Source organism: Acinetobacter marinus, from assembly GCF_900096915.1.
GTDB classification, from domain to species: domain Bacteria; phylum Pseudomonadota; class Gammaproteobacteria; order Pseudomonadales; family Moraxellaceae; genus Acinetobacter; species Acinetobacter marinus.
In genome coordinates this window covers 13,736-31,069 of sequence record NZ_FMYK01000010.1, presented here as the reverse complement: position 1 = coordinate 31,069, position 17,334 = coordinate 13,736, and the positions used below count along the sequence as shown (strand labels likewise).

17 protein-coding genes are annotated in these 17,334 nt (G+C 44.9%); 11 read left to right on the top strand and 6 right to left on the bottom strand.

What is annotated here, in order from left to right; translation table 11 throughout:
- Positions 1-107: 107 nt before the first annotated feature.
- The 3 genes from BLQ60_RS12690 to BLQ60_RS12680 form a co-directional block, all read right to left on the bottom strand.
- Positions 108-1,823 (bottom strand): VWA domain-containing protein, encoded by a 1,716-nt coding sequence (locus tag BLQ60_RS12690; protein WP_171259111.1) that lies wholly within the window; start codon positions 1,821-1,823, stop codon positions 108-110.
- Between the two features lie 303 nt (positions 1,824-2,126).
- Positions 2,127-2,483 (bottom strand): DNA transfer protein p32, encoded by a 357-nt coding sequence (locus tag BLQ60_RS12685; protein ID WP_092621356.1) that lies wholly within the window; start codon positions 2,481-2,483, stop codon positions 2,127-2,129.
- Positions 2,484-2,678: 195 nt separating this feature from the next.
- On the bottom strand, positions 2,679-3,806 hold the full coding sequence (locus BLQ60_RS12680; RefSeq protein WP_092621232.1) for a hypothetical protein: 1,128 nt from the start codon (positions 3,804-3,806) through the stop codon (positions 2,679-2,681).
- A 185-nt stretch (positions 3,807-3,991) separates the two neighbouring features.
- Between BLQ60_RS12680 and BLQ60_RS12675 the strand changes: the two genes are divergently transcribed.
- From BLQ60_RS12675 to BLQ60_RS12660, 4 genes are all read left to right on the top strand, one after another.
- Positions 3,992-4,465 (top strand): hypothetical protein, encoded by a 474-nt coding sequence (locus tag BLQ60_RS12675; RefSeq protein WP_092621229.1) that lies wholly within the window; start codon positions 3,992-3,994, stop codon positions 4,463-4,465.
- Between the two features lie 93 nt (positions 4,466-4,558).
- Entirely contained in the window at positions 4,559-5,299 is a 741-nt protein-coding gene (gene phoU, locus BLQ60_RS12670; RefSeq protein WP_092621226.1) for a phosphate signaling complex protein PhoU, read from the top strand.
- Between the two features lie 155 nt (positions 5,300-5,454).
- Positions 5,455-6,411 carry a glutathione synthase gene (gene gshB / locus BLQ60_RS12665; protein WP_092621223.1) on the top strand — a complete coding sequence of 319 codons (957 nt, stop codon included), beginning with the start codon at positions 5,455-5,457 and terminating at the stop codon, positions 6,409-6,411.
- A gap of 44 nt (positions 6,412-6,455) precedes the next feature.
- Entirely contained in the window at positions 6,456-7,574 is a 1,119-nt protein-coding gene (locus BLQ60_RS12660) for a phytanoyl-CoA dioxygenase family protein (RefSeq protein ID WP_092621220.1), read from the top strand.
- A 59-nt stretch (positions 7,575-7,633) separates the two neighbouring features.
- Here BLQ60_RS12660 and dusA read toward each other — a convergent pair whose 3' ends face one another.
- Positions 7,634-8,617 carry a tRNA dihydrouridine(20/20a) synthase DusA gene (gene dusA / locus BLQ60_RS12655; RefSeq protein ID WP_092621217.1) on the bottom strand — a complete coding sequence of 328 codons (984 nt, stop codon included), beginning with the start codon at positions 8,615-8,617 and terminating at the stop codon, positions 7,634-7,636.
- A gap of 244 nt (positions 8,618-8,861) precedes the next feature.
- On the opposite strand from dusA, the gene BLQ60_RS12650 reads away from it, so the two are divergent.
- Positions 8,862-9,680, top strand: coding sequence for an AraC family transcriptional regulator (locus BLQ60_RS12650; RefSeq protein ID WP_092621214.1), 819 nt, complete (start codon positions 8,862-8,864; stop codon positions 9,678-9,680).
- Between the two features lie 33 nt (positions 9,681-9,713).
- Here the strand turns inward: BLQ60_RS12650 and BLQ60_RS12645 are convergent, their stop codons facing one another.
- Both BLQ60_RS12645 and BLQ60_RS12640 read right to left on the bottom strand, forming a co-directional pair.
- Entirely contained in the window at positions 9,714-10,310 is a 597-nt protein-coding gene (locus tag BLQ60_RS12645; protein ID WP_092621211.1) for a LysE family translocator, read from the bottom strand.
- A 189-nt stretch (positions 10,311-10,499) separates the two neighbouring features.
- Positions 10,500-11,567: an asparaginase gene (locus BLQ60_RS12640; RefSeq protein WP_378235213.1), complete on the bottom strand. Its 1,068-nt coding sequence runs from the start codon at positions 11,565-11,567 to the stop codon at positions 10,500-10,502.
- A 216-nt stretch (positions 11,568-11,783) separates the two neighbouring features.
- On the opposite strand from BLQ60_RS12640, the gene yihA reads away from it, so the two are divergent.
- The 6 genes from yihA (at position 11,784) to BLQ60_RS12610 (ending at position 17,178) form a co-directional block, all read left to right on the top strand.
- A complete protein-coding gene (gene yihA, locus BLQ60_RS12635) occupies positions 11,784-12,632 on the top strand; it encodes a ribosome biogenesis GTP-binding protein YihA/YsxC (RefSeq protein ID WP_092621208.1) in 849 nt (282 codons plus the stop codon).
- 104 nt (positions 12,633-12,736) lie between these two features.
- A complete protein-coding gene (locus BLQ60_RS12630; protein WP_244516048.1) occupies positions 12,737-13,669 on the top strand; it encodes a metal-dependent hydrolase in 933 nt (310 codons plus the stop codon).
- Between the two features lie 279 nt (positions 13,670-13,948).
- Positions 13,949-14,899, top strand: coding sequence for a transporter substrate-binding domain-containing protein (locus tag BLQ60_RS12625; protein WP_092621203.1), 951 nt, complete (start codon positions 13,949-13,951; stop codon positions 14,897-14,899).
- 109 nt (positions 14,900-15,008) lie between these two features.
- Positions 15,009-15,755, top strand: a complete 747-nt coding sequence (locus BLQ60_RS12620; protein WP_092621200.1) for an amino acid ABC transporter permease — start codon at positions 15,009-15,011, stop codon at positions 15,753-15,755.
- Positions 15,755-16,438: an ABC transporter permease subunit gene (locus BLQ60_RS12615; RefSeq protein WP_092621196.1), complete on the top strand. Its 684-nt coding sequence runs from the start codon at positions 15,755-15,757 to the stop codon at positions 16,436-16,438. Before BLQ60_RS12620 ends, BLQ60_RS12615 begins: the two co-directional genes overlap by 1 nt.
- Before the next feature lie 14 nt (positions 16,439-16,452).
- Entirely contained in the window at positions 16,453-17,178 is a 726-nt protein-coding gene (locus BLQ60_RS12610; protein WP_171259112.1) for an amino acid ABC transporter ATP-binding protein, read from the top strand.
- The last annotated feature ends 156 nt before the right edge of the window (positions 17,179-17,334 follow it).

Here is a 17,334-nt window from a genome sequence, read left to right as displayed (position 1 = left end):
AAGCTAATCTGGAAAAGCCAATAAAAAGCCCCGCAAGATCTTTTGCAGGGCTTTTGCCGTATGTTGTCGAGTACGCCACTTCGACAAGCTGAATGCGAGTTTGCGTGTTAATCAGGATATTGCAGTTGTGCTTTTTTCATCAGTGCAATCATTTCTTGCTTCTGTCCAAAACGATCATCTGTTGCGCCCGCTTGCGCCATTTGGATGATCTGTTGCCAGCTTTGCACAGGAATGTCCTTGCGTTGTTGCAACTTGCTGGCAAACTGCGCTGCTGCAGTGGCAAAATACATATCTGCACCCGCATTTTTCCATGCAACTAGACTCTTTTCACGGATCGGTGCTTCGATCAATTGTGACGTCGTTTGTTGCATCGGCTTATAGCGTAATTTCAGATAGGCAATTTCCCCATTACGTGTGCCTTTTACAGCACTGCCACTATTGTTTTGATAACGGAGTGGGTCGAGCGTCGATTTTGCACCAACAGGGATAATTTCATACAGTGCCGTGACGGTATGTCCCGCACCAATATCACCCGCATCGACCTTGTCATTATTAAAGTCTTCTCGTGCCAACTGACGATTATCATAGCCAATCAAGCGATACTCTTGCACATAGGCAGGATTAAACTCAACCTGCACTTTGACATCTTGTGCCACATTTGCCAAAGTCGAACTCATCTCATGAATCAAGACTTTTCGGGCTTCACCGATCGAGTCCAGATACGAATATTTTCCGTGTCCTGCGTCTGCCAATTGTTCCATCAAGCCATCATTATAATATTGATTCCCGACACCGAGCGTCGAGAAACCAATGCCTTTGGACTGATATTGGCGAATCATTTGCGTCAATGACTTGGTATCTGTCGTGCCGACATTGAAGTCACCATCGGTGAGCAATAGAATACGGTTAATGCCATTTTTGATCAGGTGCGTTTGGGCTTGGCGATATGCCATATTGATGGCATCTTCACCATTGGTCGAACCTTCTGCACTCAAGCCATTTATCGCAGATTTGATTTTACTTTTCTGTGCACCCGATACCCCTGAAAGCACCAATTCCTCTTTGCCACTATAGGTCACAATGCTGATTTTATCTTGCGCACGCAGATGATCGGTCATTTCGAGGAGAGCTGTTTTCACCAAATCCAGTTTATCTTCACTGCCCATCGATCCTGAGACATCAATCAAATAGACCAAATTGGTCGCAGGTAAATCTTTGGCATGGATGTCTTGTGCTTTCAGTGCCACTCTTAACAGTTGATGTGATGAATCCCAAGGCGCTGTGGTCAACAAGGTATTGGTGGTAAAAGGCAGTTTACGCTGGGTTTGTGGATAGTCATATTCAAAATAGTTGATAAATTCCTCAGCACGAATCGCCTCACTCGGCATCTTCTGCCCCTGCCAGATCATTTGTCGTGCATTGGTATATGAACCTGTGTCCACATCGATGGAAAAGGTCGAAACAGGCTGTTCACTGACCCGCTTGATCGGATTTTCGATATGATTTTCATAGTTCTGAGTGTTTTGCTTTGGATCGGGCGCAGGATAAGGTGGCACAGATGGATGGATGGCAATGCGATTCATCCCAGTATGCTTTGCCCCAGCAGACTGCCTATAAAGCATTTGATTTTGAGATACCGCTGCTGCTTCGACCATCGGCGCCGCTTCAACTTCAACCACTGCGGATTCCGTCGCAATCTGAGTATCTGATGCCTGACGTGGTGAAGAGCTACAGGCGCTTAATGCAGATACACCGACGAGCAGGAATAGCGAACCCATCACAGGAGCGCTTGGCTCTAGTCGTTTCATTGCTAGTTGTTTCATTGCTAGTCGTTTCATTATTGATAATGTCACTGCGTCTTGATCCGTGATGTTGTGAACTGTAGTTTTGTGATTTGTGGTTTTCTGCTTCATCGCCATTCCTTATTGCCCATGTTGTTCATTTTTTTACATATTCAATTGATCTAAATTAAAGCATAGTTTTCAACCCGCAAAATACCCTTTAACCACAATCATACATATTGATGTCTCATTCAAAAGCATCCTTCAAAAGAATGCATCACATAGGTTTCTTGCGCAAAAAAAAATTGCGCCCGAAGGCGCAATATGGACATGATATTTTGTATATCACTCAGTCACTGCAGCACCTGCACCGCCACCAAGTGCACCACCAATGGCTGCACCTGTACTACCACCGATGACTTTTTCACCGATGATTGCGCCGACTGCACCCCCAACCGCACTACCTGTTGTGCCTTTGGTTGAGCTACCTTGGCTATTTGAACCAAGACCCGCACCTGCTGCCGCACCAACGCCAGCACCCGTACGTCCACCTGCTTTTTGACCAACCGCACCACCAACTGCACCGCCAACTGCGGCTGCACCGATACGGTTTTGTGATGGTGTTGCGCTAGCACAGCCCACCAATAATGCAGCACTCATCGCCACACTTGCCAAAGCTGCTGTCGCTTTACGATTTTGCATCAACATGGTTATTTTCCTTTCTCGTCGTTTATGGATTCAGTATGCAAACTGAATAGGAATGAATCATGCACTTTTCGTTATCGCTTTGTGACTAGGCTGTAGCTTCGGTCACATTTTGAGTGAATTTTGACAATAAAAACCCGACTTAGTACAGTTCACGGTCGGGTTGTTTTTGATAAAAGCAATGTCTAGCGATTATTTAAACCACGTTTCAAGACGTAATAAAGCACCGACATGATGATCACGATCTTCGTCCTTATCGTTATAATAATTCAGCTCGGCTTGGACGAAAAACCATTCTCGCCATAGCGGTTGACGCCATCCCAAAAACGGCCCCCAACTGTCTAATTCTGGGGTGTTATCTTCGATGTCACCGCCTGTGTAGATGCCATAGTTAAACCAGTGATCATGGAAAAACTGATGCTGACGATAAATGCGATTGTCCCAGCCAAAGTCCTGCTCTTCATCGTCATCGGTGTAGGTCAAGGACAATTGATCGGTAAAATAGGCTTGATTTGGGCGAGCATGACGCAGTTCCAAGTTGGTGCGCAAATAATGCTTACTATCTAAGCCATAGCGATAGATTTGTTCGGCATGGGTGGTAAAGTCGTTATTTAAATCCCAATCCTTTTCCGCTTTGAGTCGTGCATAGACATCGTCCCCAGAGCGTATCCCGAGATCGGCGTCGGTATCGATACCCCACGGATTTTTCCACTGCGACCAACGCAATGCGATGGATGAATTGTCATTTTTGGACTGTTCACTGTCTAAGGTTTTGTTGCGATCACCACGTGGGTTTTCATTGCCCATGGAGACGCTGTTGCGGATTTCATTATCCAAACTGTCATCACCAAACACCACACTGAGCTTATTTTCTAAGGTCGGTAATTTGACTTTACCACGCACACGTGGCTTGACATTGAAGTCATCATACTCATCCCACTCGGTATCGAGGATAATGCGCAAGGTCGCCCACGCAGGCTCATTCGGATCAGGCTCACCGAACCAGTTATCAATGCTATGCGCACGTTTTTGTAGGCTATTGCTATATTTCGCTTGGGCACGATCCCACCAAGAATTGTCTTTGGTTTCTTCGGTTGAGGGAACATTTTTACGATCGGACTGCGGTGGCAATATGGTCGGCGTGCTATCGATGGTTTCAGGAATAATATCCAGTACCGTTCCAGTCGGTGGCTCAGGCTGTGCAATGGCTTGTGGATCCGCTTCAATTGCATCATTTGCAGCGTTCACCACAGTTGAAAAAGACAAGCTAGATACAGCACACACGCCGAACATCGCCAATCTGAGAGAGTTTAATTTCATTTTTCGCCTCAATAATCAGATTCAAAAATAAAAAACGATCGCCACAATGCATCGTAAAGCGCACAAAATTCACATAAACTGTGCAATAGCAAAATATTAACATCATTTTTTATACAAACAGTTAAATATTTTGATTAACCGTGTAAAAAATTTGAATAATTATCATATGGATAGAATGTTTAATTATGGATTATCAGCCCATTTCGCTCAATCTCGCCGTACAAATCGCCATTCTTGCCAGTGCACTTTTTCTGTTGATCGGGATGTGGACTGGGGTGTGGAAATACCTACAAATTCGTAAGTCACCGTCCGCTCGAGCACATTATTATGTCGATATTGCGCACCGTTCTGCCCTGCTCTATGCGCCTGCGTGCTTGATTATTGCGGTATTGTGCTTTTTTTCGATCTTGCCTGAATGGCTGCTATTGGTCTGTGCTGGCGCTAATCTACTGTTTTTCTTGGCATCGGTGCTGAGCTACATCATTCATGGCATGCTCAAAGACACCTCGAATCAATTCCTCAAACCGCATCGTCTCGGAAAATTTCAGCTTCCAGCCTTTTTGATTTCAGGATTTATGTGGGCTTTGATGGTGACGGAACTTGGCGCAACCACGCTATTAAGCCTTGGCACCTTGCTTTATTTTTTTAATCTTGGTTGATTTCTCACGATCCTGCGTGATTTGTCATAAAAACTTCACATCAGCGCTATTTAATATTGGCTAAAAAGTTTACAATTTTTAGGAGTGCTTATCTTGGAACCATCGACCTCAGTGTTTAGTCATCATATTTCATCGCAATTCAACGAGAACCTACAAGACGTCAATACCATGTTTATGGCGATGGGTGGGTTGGTTGAACAGCAAGTTGCCAATGCCATCCATGCCCTGCTCGACACCAATCTCGATCTGGCATTAAAGGTGCAAGAAGAGGACAATGCGGTCAATCAACTGGAACGTGATATTGATGAAGCCTTGACTTTGATTTTGGCACGTCGTCATCCTGCTGCCAGTGATCTGCGTATGGTGCTGGCGATGAGTAAAGCCAATACCGACCTTGAACGCATTGGTGATGAGGCGGCGAAAATTGCCCGTATCGCCCAAGCACTTTCTGAGGACGGCGAATCCCCGCGTGGTTATATGGAAACACGCCATATCGGCAACCAAGTACGCATCATGATCCGTGAAGCACTGGATGCCTTTGCTCGACTAGATGCTGAAGCTGCCTTGCATGTGATGCGTGCCGATGCCGACATCGACCGTGAATATTCTTCTGCGATGCGTGCCCTCATGACTTATATGATCGAAGATCCACGCCATATTAGTCGGGTCATTAATGTGATGTGGGTACTGCGTTCTTTAGAGCGCATCGGCGACCATGCTCGTAACATCTCTGAGCAAGTGATTTATATGGTCAAAGGGTTGGATGTGCGCCATACCGACTTTGAGCAAGTCGAGCAGAAAATCCAAGGCAAATCCAACTCCAAAGATGTTTAAAGTTTTTCAGCCCCCAAAGTCATGGCTTAGAGTCTGTTAAGCCCATTTACCAAAACCAGACAGCAATCGGCACTGCGTATTCCAATTTGCAATACTCAGTGTCGATTTTTTTGACTATACTGTAGCCCCAATGAAAATAGATTGAGTTAAAAATCATGCGTGTACTGGTGGTCATGGATCCTATTCAACAAGTCAATCTAAAAAAAGACTCCACCATGGCAATGCTTTGGGCAGCCACACGTCGTGGGCACCAGCTCAGCTATGCGCTACAACAAGATTTATATATTGACCAAGGCAAAGCCTTTGGCTTGATTGCACCGCTCCAAGTCTTTGAAGATTACAACCATTACTATGAGCTTGGTGAAAAGTCTGCGCAGTCATTGGCAGATTTCGATGTGATCTTGATGCGAAAAGATCCGCCATTTGACATGAATTTTGTCTACACCACCTATATTCTTGAACAAGCTGAACGTGAGGGTGCGTGGATTATTAACAAGCCACAATCGCTACGTGACTGCAATGAAAAATTGTTTGCCACCCAATTTCCAGAATTACAAGTGCCTACTTTGGTGACTTCACAGCAATCACTGATTCGGGAATTTCTCCACACCCATCAAGATGTGATCGTCAAACCACTGGATGGCATGGGTGGTACGGGCATTTTTAGACTGACGGCGGACGGTGCAAATATTGGCTCGACCTTAGAAATGCTCAGCGACAATGGCAAATTGCCGATCATGGCACAGCGCTACATTCCCGAAATCATGGATGGCGACAAGCGCATCCTAATGATCAACGGCGAACCTGTCCCGTACTGCCTCGCACGTATTCCACAAAATGGCGAAACCCGTGGCAACCTTGCCGCAGGCGGACGTGGTGAAGCACGTCCATTGACCGAGAATGATCGAAAAATCGCAGAAAAGATTGGTCCTTTCTTACGTGAAAAAGGTCTGGTCTTTGTTGGACTTGATGTGATTGGCAACTATGTCACTGAAATCAATGTCACTAGCCCGACCTGTATCCGTGAAATCGACGATCAATTTGGCACATCGATTGCCGACGATCTGTTCAATGTGTTAGAGCAAGGTGTCAGCACAAAACGCAATACATAAAGGAATGTGGGTGAGCAGTCATTACTCGCTCGCATGATCAAATTATGAAGAAAAAATTCAAGCAAATTCAGCAGTTTTGGCAAAAGCCACAAACAAAGCAGGCTTGGCAAGAACTGAAACAGATCGCCAAATCAGATCCTGTGAAATTTCCGTGGTGGTTGGCGACGACCTTTTCCACAGCCAGCTCCTTTGTCGATCATCCCATCCTCGGCAATAGCCATCTCAATGATATGGGACTGCATGAGCTGCGGGTCAAACAAGGGTTTCAACTTGCCAATGCACGCCGTGAAAAATTAGCACAATTTTTAAGTCGTGATGAGGTTGCGCAATATCAGCAAAATGGCTTTATTCTCAAAGAAAATTTTCTGCCTGAGGCGGAGTTTCAAACCTTAAAAACCGAACTGACTGAAACACCGTTGCCTACCCGTGAAACCCTACAAGGCGATACAGTCACACGGCGTATGGCGCTGGATTTTCGTACACTCCCCGATCTGCCAAATACACAAAAATTGATCGACTCTCGACATTGGCAAAATCTGATCAACTATGTCGGCAGTTTTAAACTACAGCCTTTGTACTACGTGCAGGTGATCATTTCCCAAGTACGAAAATCTCGCCCTGACCCACAAACAGCACTGCATAGCGATACCTTTCACCCAAGTATGAAAGCATGGTTATTTTTCACCGATGTGGCTGAAGATGAAGGTCCTTTTGTCTATGTGGCGGGCTCGCACATTCTCAATGATCGGCGTTTGGCATGGGAGCGTGAGCGTGCGCTGAACATTCAAGACAGTGATCGTATGTCACAGCGGGGTTCTTTTCGGATCAAGGAAAGTGAGCTGGCTGATTTGGGCTATGGTGCACCGAAAAAGTTTGCGGTCAAAGCCAATACTTTAGTGATTGCTGATACCTATGGTTTTCATGCACGAGGTTTGAGCGCACGTCCATCGATGCGCATCGAGCTATGGGCGTTTGCACGGCGCAATCCGTTCTTGCCGTGGGCTGGATTTGATCCAACACGTTTACCCTTGGTGAAAAGTCGCCTGATTCCCGCATTATGGTGGGGCATGGACATGATGGAAGAAAAAGGAATTCGCAAAAATCCGTGGCGTGATGTCGGGCTAAAGCGTGCCACTGATCCTGCCGAAATTACCTCAAAGTAGTCCTTTAAAATTGATCGCTTAGATTCTCAAATGAAGTGTTGTTGATCATTCAATAGCACTTACGCACCGACTTCGAGACATTGCCTCATCATTTCAACTGCGTGCTCTACATCTTTTAGGCTTTTGGCATTACCCCCACTTAGCGCCTGACGCCATTTTCGAGCGCCTGCAAGGTGTTGAAATAAACCCAAAATATGCCGTGTCAGCACTGAGATTGGTGCGCCTTGCGCAAGACGTTGTTCAAAATATGGCATCATCTGCGCCATGATTTCAAAACGATTGGGTGCATCGAGTTGCCACAATTCGCCCAGTTCTGCTAATAGATACGGATTGTGATAGGCTTCACGCCCAATCATCACACCATCGACATGCGCAAGATGCGCTTTGGTTTCTGCAACAGTTTTGATTCCACCATTGATTTCAATGGTCAAATGCGGACGCTCTCTTTTCAATCGATACACGTCATCATAGCGAAGTGGTGGCACTTCCCGATTTTCTTTCGGGGATAAGCCTTGCAAAATGGCAATCCGTGCATGTACCACAAAGTGCGTACAACCCGTTTTCGCCACGGTATCGACAAAATGTAACATCTCTTCATAGGACTGCATCTCATCAATACCGATGCGATGCTTCACAGTGACGGGAATCGTCACTGCCTGTTGCATGGCATGGATGCATTCTGCAACCAAGTCAGGCTCTGCCATCAGGCATGCGCCAATTTTATTATTCTGTACACGATCACTTGGACAGCCGACGTTGAGATTAACTTCATCATAACCCCAGTCCTGTGCCATCTTGGAACAGGTCGCCAAATCCTGTGGGTTGGAACCGCCAAGTTGTAAGACGATCGGATGCTCTTGTTGGCTAAAGTCCAAATGTCGAGCTGCATCACCATGAATCATCGCACCCGTGGTGACCATCTCGGTATAGAGCACGATATTCGGGTTGAACAAACGGGCAAAATAACGATAGTCTCGTGTCGTCCAATCCATCATTGGCGCAACGCTGATGCGAGGGGTTTGAATAGACGTAGAGGCTGACATAGGTGGCTTATTCCAAGGGAGACAAAACCGCAGTATGCTGATCTACACGCAATAAGTAGATCAATCATCACGCTATACGGTTAAAAATGGGGGGCTAATTCTAACGCAAAACCAGCGATGCATGCCATATTTGCGCAAGAAAAGTACGGTGTATTCCATTATTCAGTGTTTCGATTGCACAATTGCGTATAGGTATCTACAACGAATTCCTCTACACTAATCAAAACCTTTGGGATGAATCAAGGTGTCACAAGCAAATTCTGAAAAAGACTGGATCTTTCATGCCTCCAATCAAAACAATCGGTTTGAACGTATCGAAGCCTATTTTTCGAATTATGCTTATGCAGCCCATCGTCATGATACATATGCTATAGGGCGCACACTGTCAGGAGTTCAAAGTTTTCACTATCGTGGAGAAATGCAACATAGCCAATCTGGTATGGCAATGGTGCTTTATCCTGATGAAAAGCATGATGGACATGCGGGATCAGCACATGGCTTTCGCTATCAAATGGTTTATATCGAACCTTCAATTATCCAAAATATTTTACAAGGACAAGCCTTACCTTTTATCAAACATGGATTGAGTACAGATACTCGTGTGATACGGGCGACTCATCGATTTTTACAGCATATGGATCGTCCACTTGAATTGCTTGAGGAAGAAGATGCGCTGTATGACTTAGTTATCGCCCTCAATCAAAGTACAGAAAATATTCAAAAAAATAATAATAAATTCGACTATCAAGCAGCACAAAGAGCCCGCGAATATATTTTAAGTTATCCTGAACAAAGCATTTCATTAGATCAGCTCGAACAGCAAACGGGTCGAGATCGGTGGAGCCTATCTCGAGATTTTCGGCTGTTATTTGGCACCAGTCCGCATCGCTATATGACTATGCGACGTTTAGAATTGGTCAAGATTCATCTTTTACATGGTGAACCGATCATTAATGCGGCGCTTTTGGCTGGCTTTTTTGATCAAAGCCATATGACACGTCACTTTATTCAAGCCTTTGGTTTATCGCCTGCCCAGTGGCGTAATATGCAAAAAGCACAGTAGTCCGCTAATTGCAAAGCAATCATTTCTAAACTTCTATAATAAATGCAACCCTACAACAAAATCTTTCAACATAAAGATTGCCACCCAAATCAAAAAGACTGCCATAATCTTGTTTAACCAATTAAACCATTTCGGCTGTGCAATCTTACGCCCAAGCACCTGTCCTGCGAAGGCGTAAAGCATCGGCGCTGCAGCTGCACCAATTGAAATCAATATAGAAATCAGGTAAATCATTTCACCAGTAATTTTCGCAGCTGGATACATCACTGTGGTCACTGGTAAAATGACTAATATGCCTTTGGGATTTAATAGCTGTATCCAGAACCCATTCATAAATGTCAATGCTTGGGTTGACTGTGCCGTACTTTCGACCTTTGAAAAGAACATTTTGAATGCAAGATAAAATGTATAAATTGCACCCAGCAAAGAAATGATATGCAAACCCTGCTCTGGAATGACCGCATCGCCAACCACTCCCATGATGATAAATAAAATCAACATGGCACAGCCGACACCTAAAAAGAAACCAATGGTTTTTCGAAGCTGTCCCGTCAGTCCTGCATTAAGTCCCATAAAATTCACAGGTCCGGGGCTGTACATCACACTCAATGCATATAAAAAGATTTCCATAATTGACTCACCTAACCATCTTTTTTGACTTGGGTGAGCAATGTAACGCATCGATTTTTTGGCGTATTGTACGTTTGTGCAGGTAAGAAATAAAAGTGCTACAAAGACCAATAAACGCTCGTAATAAATCCCACCAAGCATTCACTTGATGGGATTTCTTTTGAAAAATTAAAGCAAAAATTTAACAGATTAATACTGCCAGAACATACGTTGCAACTCTTTGGTTGAGTTGGTTTTGGTCAATGCCAAAGCAGTTAATAGCCGTGCTTTTTGTGGGTTTAGGTCATGTGCCACCACCCAATCATACTCATCATCAGGCTTTTCCGCATTACGCAGTACAAAGCCATCTTGCACACGTGAGGCACGCACGATGATCATGCCCTGTTGTCTCAGATTGCGCAGCGTATCAACCAAATAGTTTGGCACCGAACCATTGCCCGTGCCTGCATTGATGATCGCTTTCACTCCAGCTTTGGCATAGGCTTCATAGGCGACAGGTGTCATCGAGTCAGAGCCATACGTGATTTGCACCAGTGGCAAGCTGTCACCTTTGATATCTTCGATGTTAAATTCAGAATTGTTGGTTTGGCGTTTTACCCCTTGACGGAACCAGTACGGCTTACCTTCGACCACCATGCCCAGCGCACCCCATTGGCTATCAAAGGCATTGGTGTGGATATTAATGCGCTTACTACTATCACGTGCAGCGAGAATGGTGTCATTCATAAACATCATCACGCCTTTGCCCTTGCTCTCTGGTGAGGCAGCCAACGCCACTGCACCATAAAGATTCAATGGCCCATCCGCAGACAGTGCAGAAGGTGGACGCATCGAGCCAACCACGACGATCGGCTTATCGGTATGCACCACCAAATTTAAGAAAAATGCGGTTTCTTCTAAGGTGTCTGTACCGTGAGTAATGACCACACCATTGACCTCAGGCTTTTTCACCAAGTCATTGACCTGTCGAGCGATGGACAGTAGCTCTTTGTCGGTAATACTTTCTGAGGCAATTTGGAGTGCTTGCACACCTTTGACGTCAGCTAAGTCTTTGATTTGCGGGACTGCATTGATCAGGGTGTCTACAGGGACTTTGGCTGCGGTATAGGTTGCGCTATTGGTGGCACTTGCGCCTGCACCTGCGATGGTTCCCCCTGTTGCCACCACCATCACGGTTGGTTTTGCCAAGGCACTGATGCTCAGCATCGCCCCCATACTGAGTGTAAGTAATGTTTTGACCATTTTATATTGCGTCATGTGTAGATATCCTTCAATTTGACCCACACAGATTTAGCAAAGATTACGCCAGATTGTCCATCATGCTTAAGTCTCAAGTTTAACTGTTGTCAATTTATCCAATACGAATCATTTATCGCTCAGCTTGTGGATTGATCCGATTGATTGTCCTGAAAAACTTCACATCTCGCCGACATGACTTATAATACCCATCAAGCAACGACACAATGAATTGAAATGCACCGCTATCAAAAGTCCAAAGACACCAAAGCCAAACTCGCACCAAAGCATAAAATCAGCTATGCCAAAAAGACGGACGATGCCACCAGTGCCTATTCATCGCAAGCGTTGAACTGGCTACGTCAGGCGGAATTTTTGATGAGTGCGCCAAAACTCGATTTGTGTGTCGAAGATACGGGATATGAAATTGCTTTTGCAGGGCGATCAAATGCAGGCAAGTCCAGTGCAATCAATACGCTGACCAATCAAAAGCAACTGGCTCGTGCATCGAAACGACCAGGTCGCACGCAGATGATCAACTTTTTTACACTGAGCAATCCTGAGCAACGTCTGGTCGATTTACCAGGTTATGGCTACGCCGCTGTACCTGAGGAAATGAAAAAAGTTTGGCAAAAAGAACTGGAAAACTACCTCATCCATCGGGAGAGCTTGCAAGGTTTGGTCTTATTGATGGATATTCGCCATCCACTACAACACTTTGACCGCATGATGCTGGAATGGGCGCACGCACGGAACCTGTTTGTGCATATCTTGCTGACCAAAGCGGACAAACTCAATCGTGGTCCTGCCAATAAAGCCCTGCTTGAAGTGAAAAAAGACTTGAATCAACTCAAACTCAAATTTTCAATCCAGCTTTTTTCATCGCTTGACCGCCAAGGTTTGGATGAGCTGGCGATGGTGATGGCAGGTCGTCTTGGTTCTACCATTACACAATCTGACGACTCAAATAGCGACACTGAAACTGACAATGCTCAAGCGCATATTCAAGAGCTTGATCTCCTTGAAGGCATTGACATTGATGCCATTCCGATCTTAGGTGAAGTAGACGATCCAAACGAGAAGTAACACTCGCAATGTTTGGTATCCACACAGGCAATTTATTCAGGTCGCTCAAAACGCATGGTCAACGGCTTAAGCAGTCCCTTCAAAACGTACAGCTAACGAAAAACGTGCAGCAGCAGCGATCGATTGAGCATCAAATCACCGTGCGCAAAGTACAGTTTGATTGGCAGGACACGCCGATAGACTGGATTCCAAAACAGCCTTTCGCCAGTTATTTTATTAATGAAATCAATCTGATTTTACCCGAAGGTGAGTTTTGGTTTTGTCGGGTGTTTCATAAAGTGCTCGATCAAATCAACGATCCTGTGCTCAAGCAAGATGTGCAAGCCTTTATTCGTCAAGAAGCCCTGCACGCCAAAGCGCACGACCAGGCGAATCATCACTACCTCAACCAACGTGGCATCAATCCACAGCGCAATCTGCAACGCATGCATGTTTTATGTCATCAGATTTTGGCGGATCAACCTTTGGGCGTCAAACTGCCAAATTTTTTGGCGAAAAACTGGGATCTGACTCGACTCGGTATCATCGCCACGATTGAGCATCTCACCTGCGTGACTGGACAATACGCATTACAAAATCAATATTGGCAACAGCTTGGCGCAGACCCAACCTTGACCCACCTGATCAAATGGCATGGCGCTGAAGAAGTTGAACATCGTAGTGTCGCTTTCGAGCTATATCAGCATTTTGGGGGAAGCTACTTTTCTCGATATCTGCTCAGTGCGATAGTCACGCCGATCTTGTTTTATATTTGGATTGATGGTGTGGCGCATTTGATGGTGCAAGACTCTCGCTTTCGCACCAAAAAACTGCATTTTTTCAAGATTTGGATTTGCCGTGAATGGTATCGCATCGCCAAACAGCACCATAACCAACTATTGCCCAGCCCATTTTGGTTAATTCAGCAACAACTTCGCTATCTTCTGCCCCACTATCATCCACGATTTGAGGCAAATCACGACGAAGCGCTCGCCTATCTCAACCAGATGGAAAATCTGCTCACACCTTGCGCTACACAACATTTAAAAGCTGATTAATTGTCAAACAATTTAACAAAAATGTAATTAAAAATGTGTCTCAATTCAAACTTATTTGAATTAAATTTATGCAAATCTCATTAAAATTTCATGAAACGGTCATAAAACAAGCAAATCATATTATGCTTTAGCATGGTATTTGCATCAGCCATCTTGTGCAGTTTTTTTTAATCGTATATTTTTGTAGTCGTAATGGATATACACAGTCTATGTTTATAGATTCACAATGATAGATCAAAAATCTGTTCGCTCTACATCTACACAAGAAGGAATTTAGCTATGCCTAAACAACGTATCCTGCTTTCAGCACTTTGCGCAAGCACACTTATGTTCGGATTAACCGCATGTAGCAAAGGTGATAAGGCACCAGAAGCTGCAGGCACAGACGGTCAACCAGCGACAACACATCAAGCGGGTACATTAGACAAGATTAAAGAGTCAAAAACCATTGTTCTTGGTTATCGTGACTCATCAATTCCTTTCTCCTACATCGCTGGCAATCCAAACCAGCCTGAAGGTTATGCGCATGATCTACAGCTCAAAGTTGTGGATGCAGTGAAGAAAAACCTGAATATTCCAGACCTCAAAGTGCGTTATAACTTGGTGACGAGCCAAAACCGTATTCCTTTGGTGTCTAACGGTACAGTTGACCTTGAGTGTGGCTCAACCACCAACAATAAAGAACGTCAACAACAAGTTGCCTTCTCAGTGGGTTACTTTGAAGTGGGTGGTCGCCTCCTCACTGCAAAAGACTCTGGTGTTAAAGACTTTGCAGACTTAAAAGGTAAAAAAGTCGTCACTACAGCGGGCACAACCTCTGAGCGTTGGTTAAAGCAACATGCGACAGAGCTTGGGGTTAGCGAAGTGATTTCTGCGAAAGATCATGCGGAATCATTCTTGATGCTACAAAGTGGTCGTGCGGCAGCATTCATGATGGATGACATCTTGCTTGCAGGCGAGCAATCGAAAGCCAAAGATCCAGCGAATTGGGTCATCGTTGGTACAGCACCGATCAAAGAAGTGTATGGCTGTATGATGCGTAAAGACGACACTGCATTTAAGCAAGTGGTCGATGATGCGATCAAAGCAACCTACACTTCTGGTGAAATCAATACCATGTACAAAAAATGGTTTGAGTCGCCAATTCCACCGAAAAACATCAACCTCAACTTCCCAATGTCTGAAGACGTGAAAGCGCTCATTGCGACACCTCACGACCGAGACCAGTAATTCATCCAAACTCTAGTCCCGTGATCACGATGATTGCGGGATTTTTCAATCGTTGTATTAAATGTAAATTGATGATGTTTAAAAGCACTGTAAAAATACTGGAGTGCGTATGAATTACAATTGGAATTGGCCCGTACTCTTTCAGTCCACTGGTGTCGATAACACCACGTATCTTGACTGGGTGATTACTGGTGTAGGATGGCTGTTCCTGATCGCCATCCTCGCTTGGAGTATCGCCCTCGTTCTTGGTAGTATTCTCGGGATTATGCGTACGCTACCGAGTAAGCTGTCTCAGTCCATCGCTACCACCTATGTCACCATCTTTCGTAATGTGCCGTTATTGATCCAACTCTTTATTTGGTTTTACGTGGTGCCCAACTTTTTACCTGGTCCGATCAAATCTTGGTGGATGAATGATTTAAGTGCCAGCACGACGGCATTTTTATCTGCCAGTATCGGTTTGGGATTATTTACCGCTGCACGTGTCTGTGAGCAGGTGCGCACAGGGATCGAAGCTCTGCCTAAAGGTCAGATCAACGCAGGTTATGCCGTGGGCTTTACTACGCCACAGCTCTATCGTTATGTGATCTTGCCACAATCGTTTCGGATGATTTTGCCACCACTGAGCTCAGAGCTCACCAACTGTGTGAAAAATACTTCTGTTGCATCGCTGGTCGGTGTATCCGAGCTAATTGCACAGATGAAAACCATCAGTGAATACACGCAAAGTACCATCGAAATCTACACCTACGTGACCTTGATCTTTATTACCATCAATATCGTATTGATTCTATTTATGAACTATTTGGAAAAACGCTTCCAAATTCCAGGCTTGATCGCTGAAGGAGGTAAATAATGGAGTGGTTAACTTCTTTTATTGCCGACTTACAGGTCTCAGCGCCAGCACTTTGGCATGGTTTTAAGATTACCTTACAAGTCGTGGTCACTGCGGCGATTGGCGGTGTGTTTATCGGAACGATTTTGGCGTTAATGCGACTGTCTTCCTTTAAAGTGCTAAATTTTATCGCCAAAAGCTATGTCAATTTGTTCCGCTCCGTGCCGTTGCTGTTGGTATTGATGTGGTTTTATTTTGCCGTACCGTTTATTTATACAGGCATCACCGGCAAATATCTGACCATTGATACGGCATTGGTGTCGAGTATTGTGGCATTTATGCTGTTTGAAGCGGCGTATTTTGCAGAGATTGTGCGAGCAGGGATTCAGTCGATTCCCAAAGGTCAATCCGCTGCTGCCTATGCGCTAGGAATGAGCTACGGTCAAAATATGCGTTTGATCATTTTGCCGCAAGCCTTTCGCAAAATGACCCCACTACTGCTACAACAAACCATCATTATGTTCCAAGACTCCACCATGGTCTATGCGATTGGTTTGCTGGATTTCTTCCGTACCAACTATGTTCGTGGCGACCTGATGGCGTTGCTGACTCAATATATTCTGTTTGCGGGATTGGTGTATTTCACCATTAGTATGATCGCAACCTATACCGTGAAAAGATTGCAAAAAAGGTTACAAGTATGAGCATGAATGAAGTCATGATCGACATTAAAAATGTCAACAAATGGTACGGTCAATTCCAAGTCTTGACCGACTGCACCACCGAGATCAAACAAGGTGAAGTGGTGGTGGTCTGTGGTCCTTCTGGCTCAGGAAAATCAACACTGATCAAAACCGTAAATGGTCTCGAACCCTTTCAAAAAGGCGACATCGTGGTCGATGGAATGTCGATCGCCAATGCCAAAACCGATTTGACCAAATTGCGTAGTCGGGTCGGTATGGTGTTTCAGCATTTTGAACTGTTCCCACACTTGAGCATTACTGAAAATCTGACCATCGCCCAAGTCAAAGTGCTCGGACGTAAGCCTGAAGATGCCAAGAAAAAAGGCTTGGCATATCTAGATCGTGTTGGTCTGAGTGCACATGCACATAAATTTCCATCACAGCTCTCTGGTGGTCAACAGCAACGTGTGGCGATTGCCCGTGCGCTGAGTATGGATCCCATTGCGATGTTGTTCGATGAACCAACCTCTGCACTTGATCCTGAGATGATCAATGAGGTGCTGGATGTGATGGTGCAACTTGCCAAAGAAGGCATGACCATGATGTGCGTGACCCATGAGATGGGCTTTGCCAGACAGGTGGCGAGCCGTATTATCTTTATGGATCAAGGCAAGATCATTGAAGATTGCTCTAAAGATGACTTCTTCACAGGGCAACGTAGTGAGCGTGCACAGCAATTCTTAGATAAGATTCTGCATTAACCTCCGTTCGACACAAGATGAGTAAAAAATCTTCTGGGTCGTGGGAACGGTAGTCGCATTGTTCGAGGTCAGCACAACTTTATTCAAATGAAGTTTCTCAAGGTATTCGAAAAATTTTGGTATCCGACCGAGTTTGCGACTGATAAATGGTTTTGC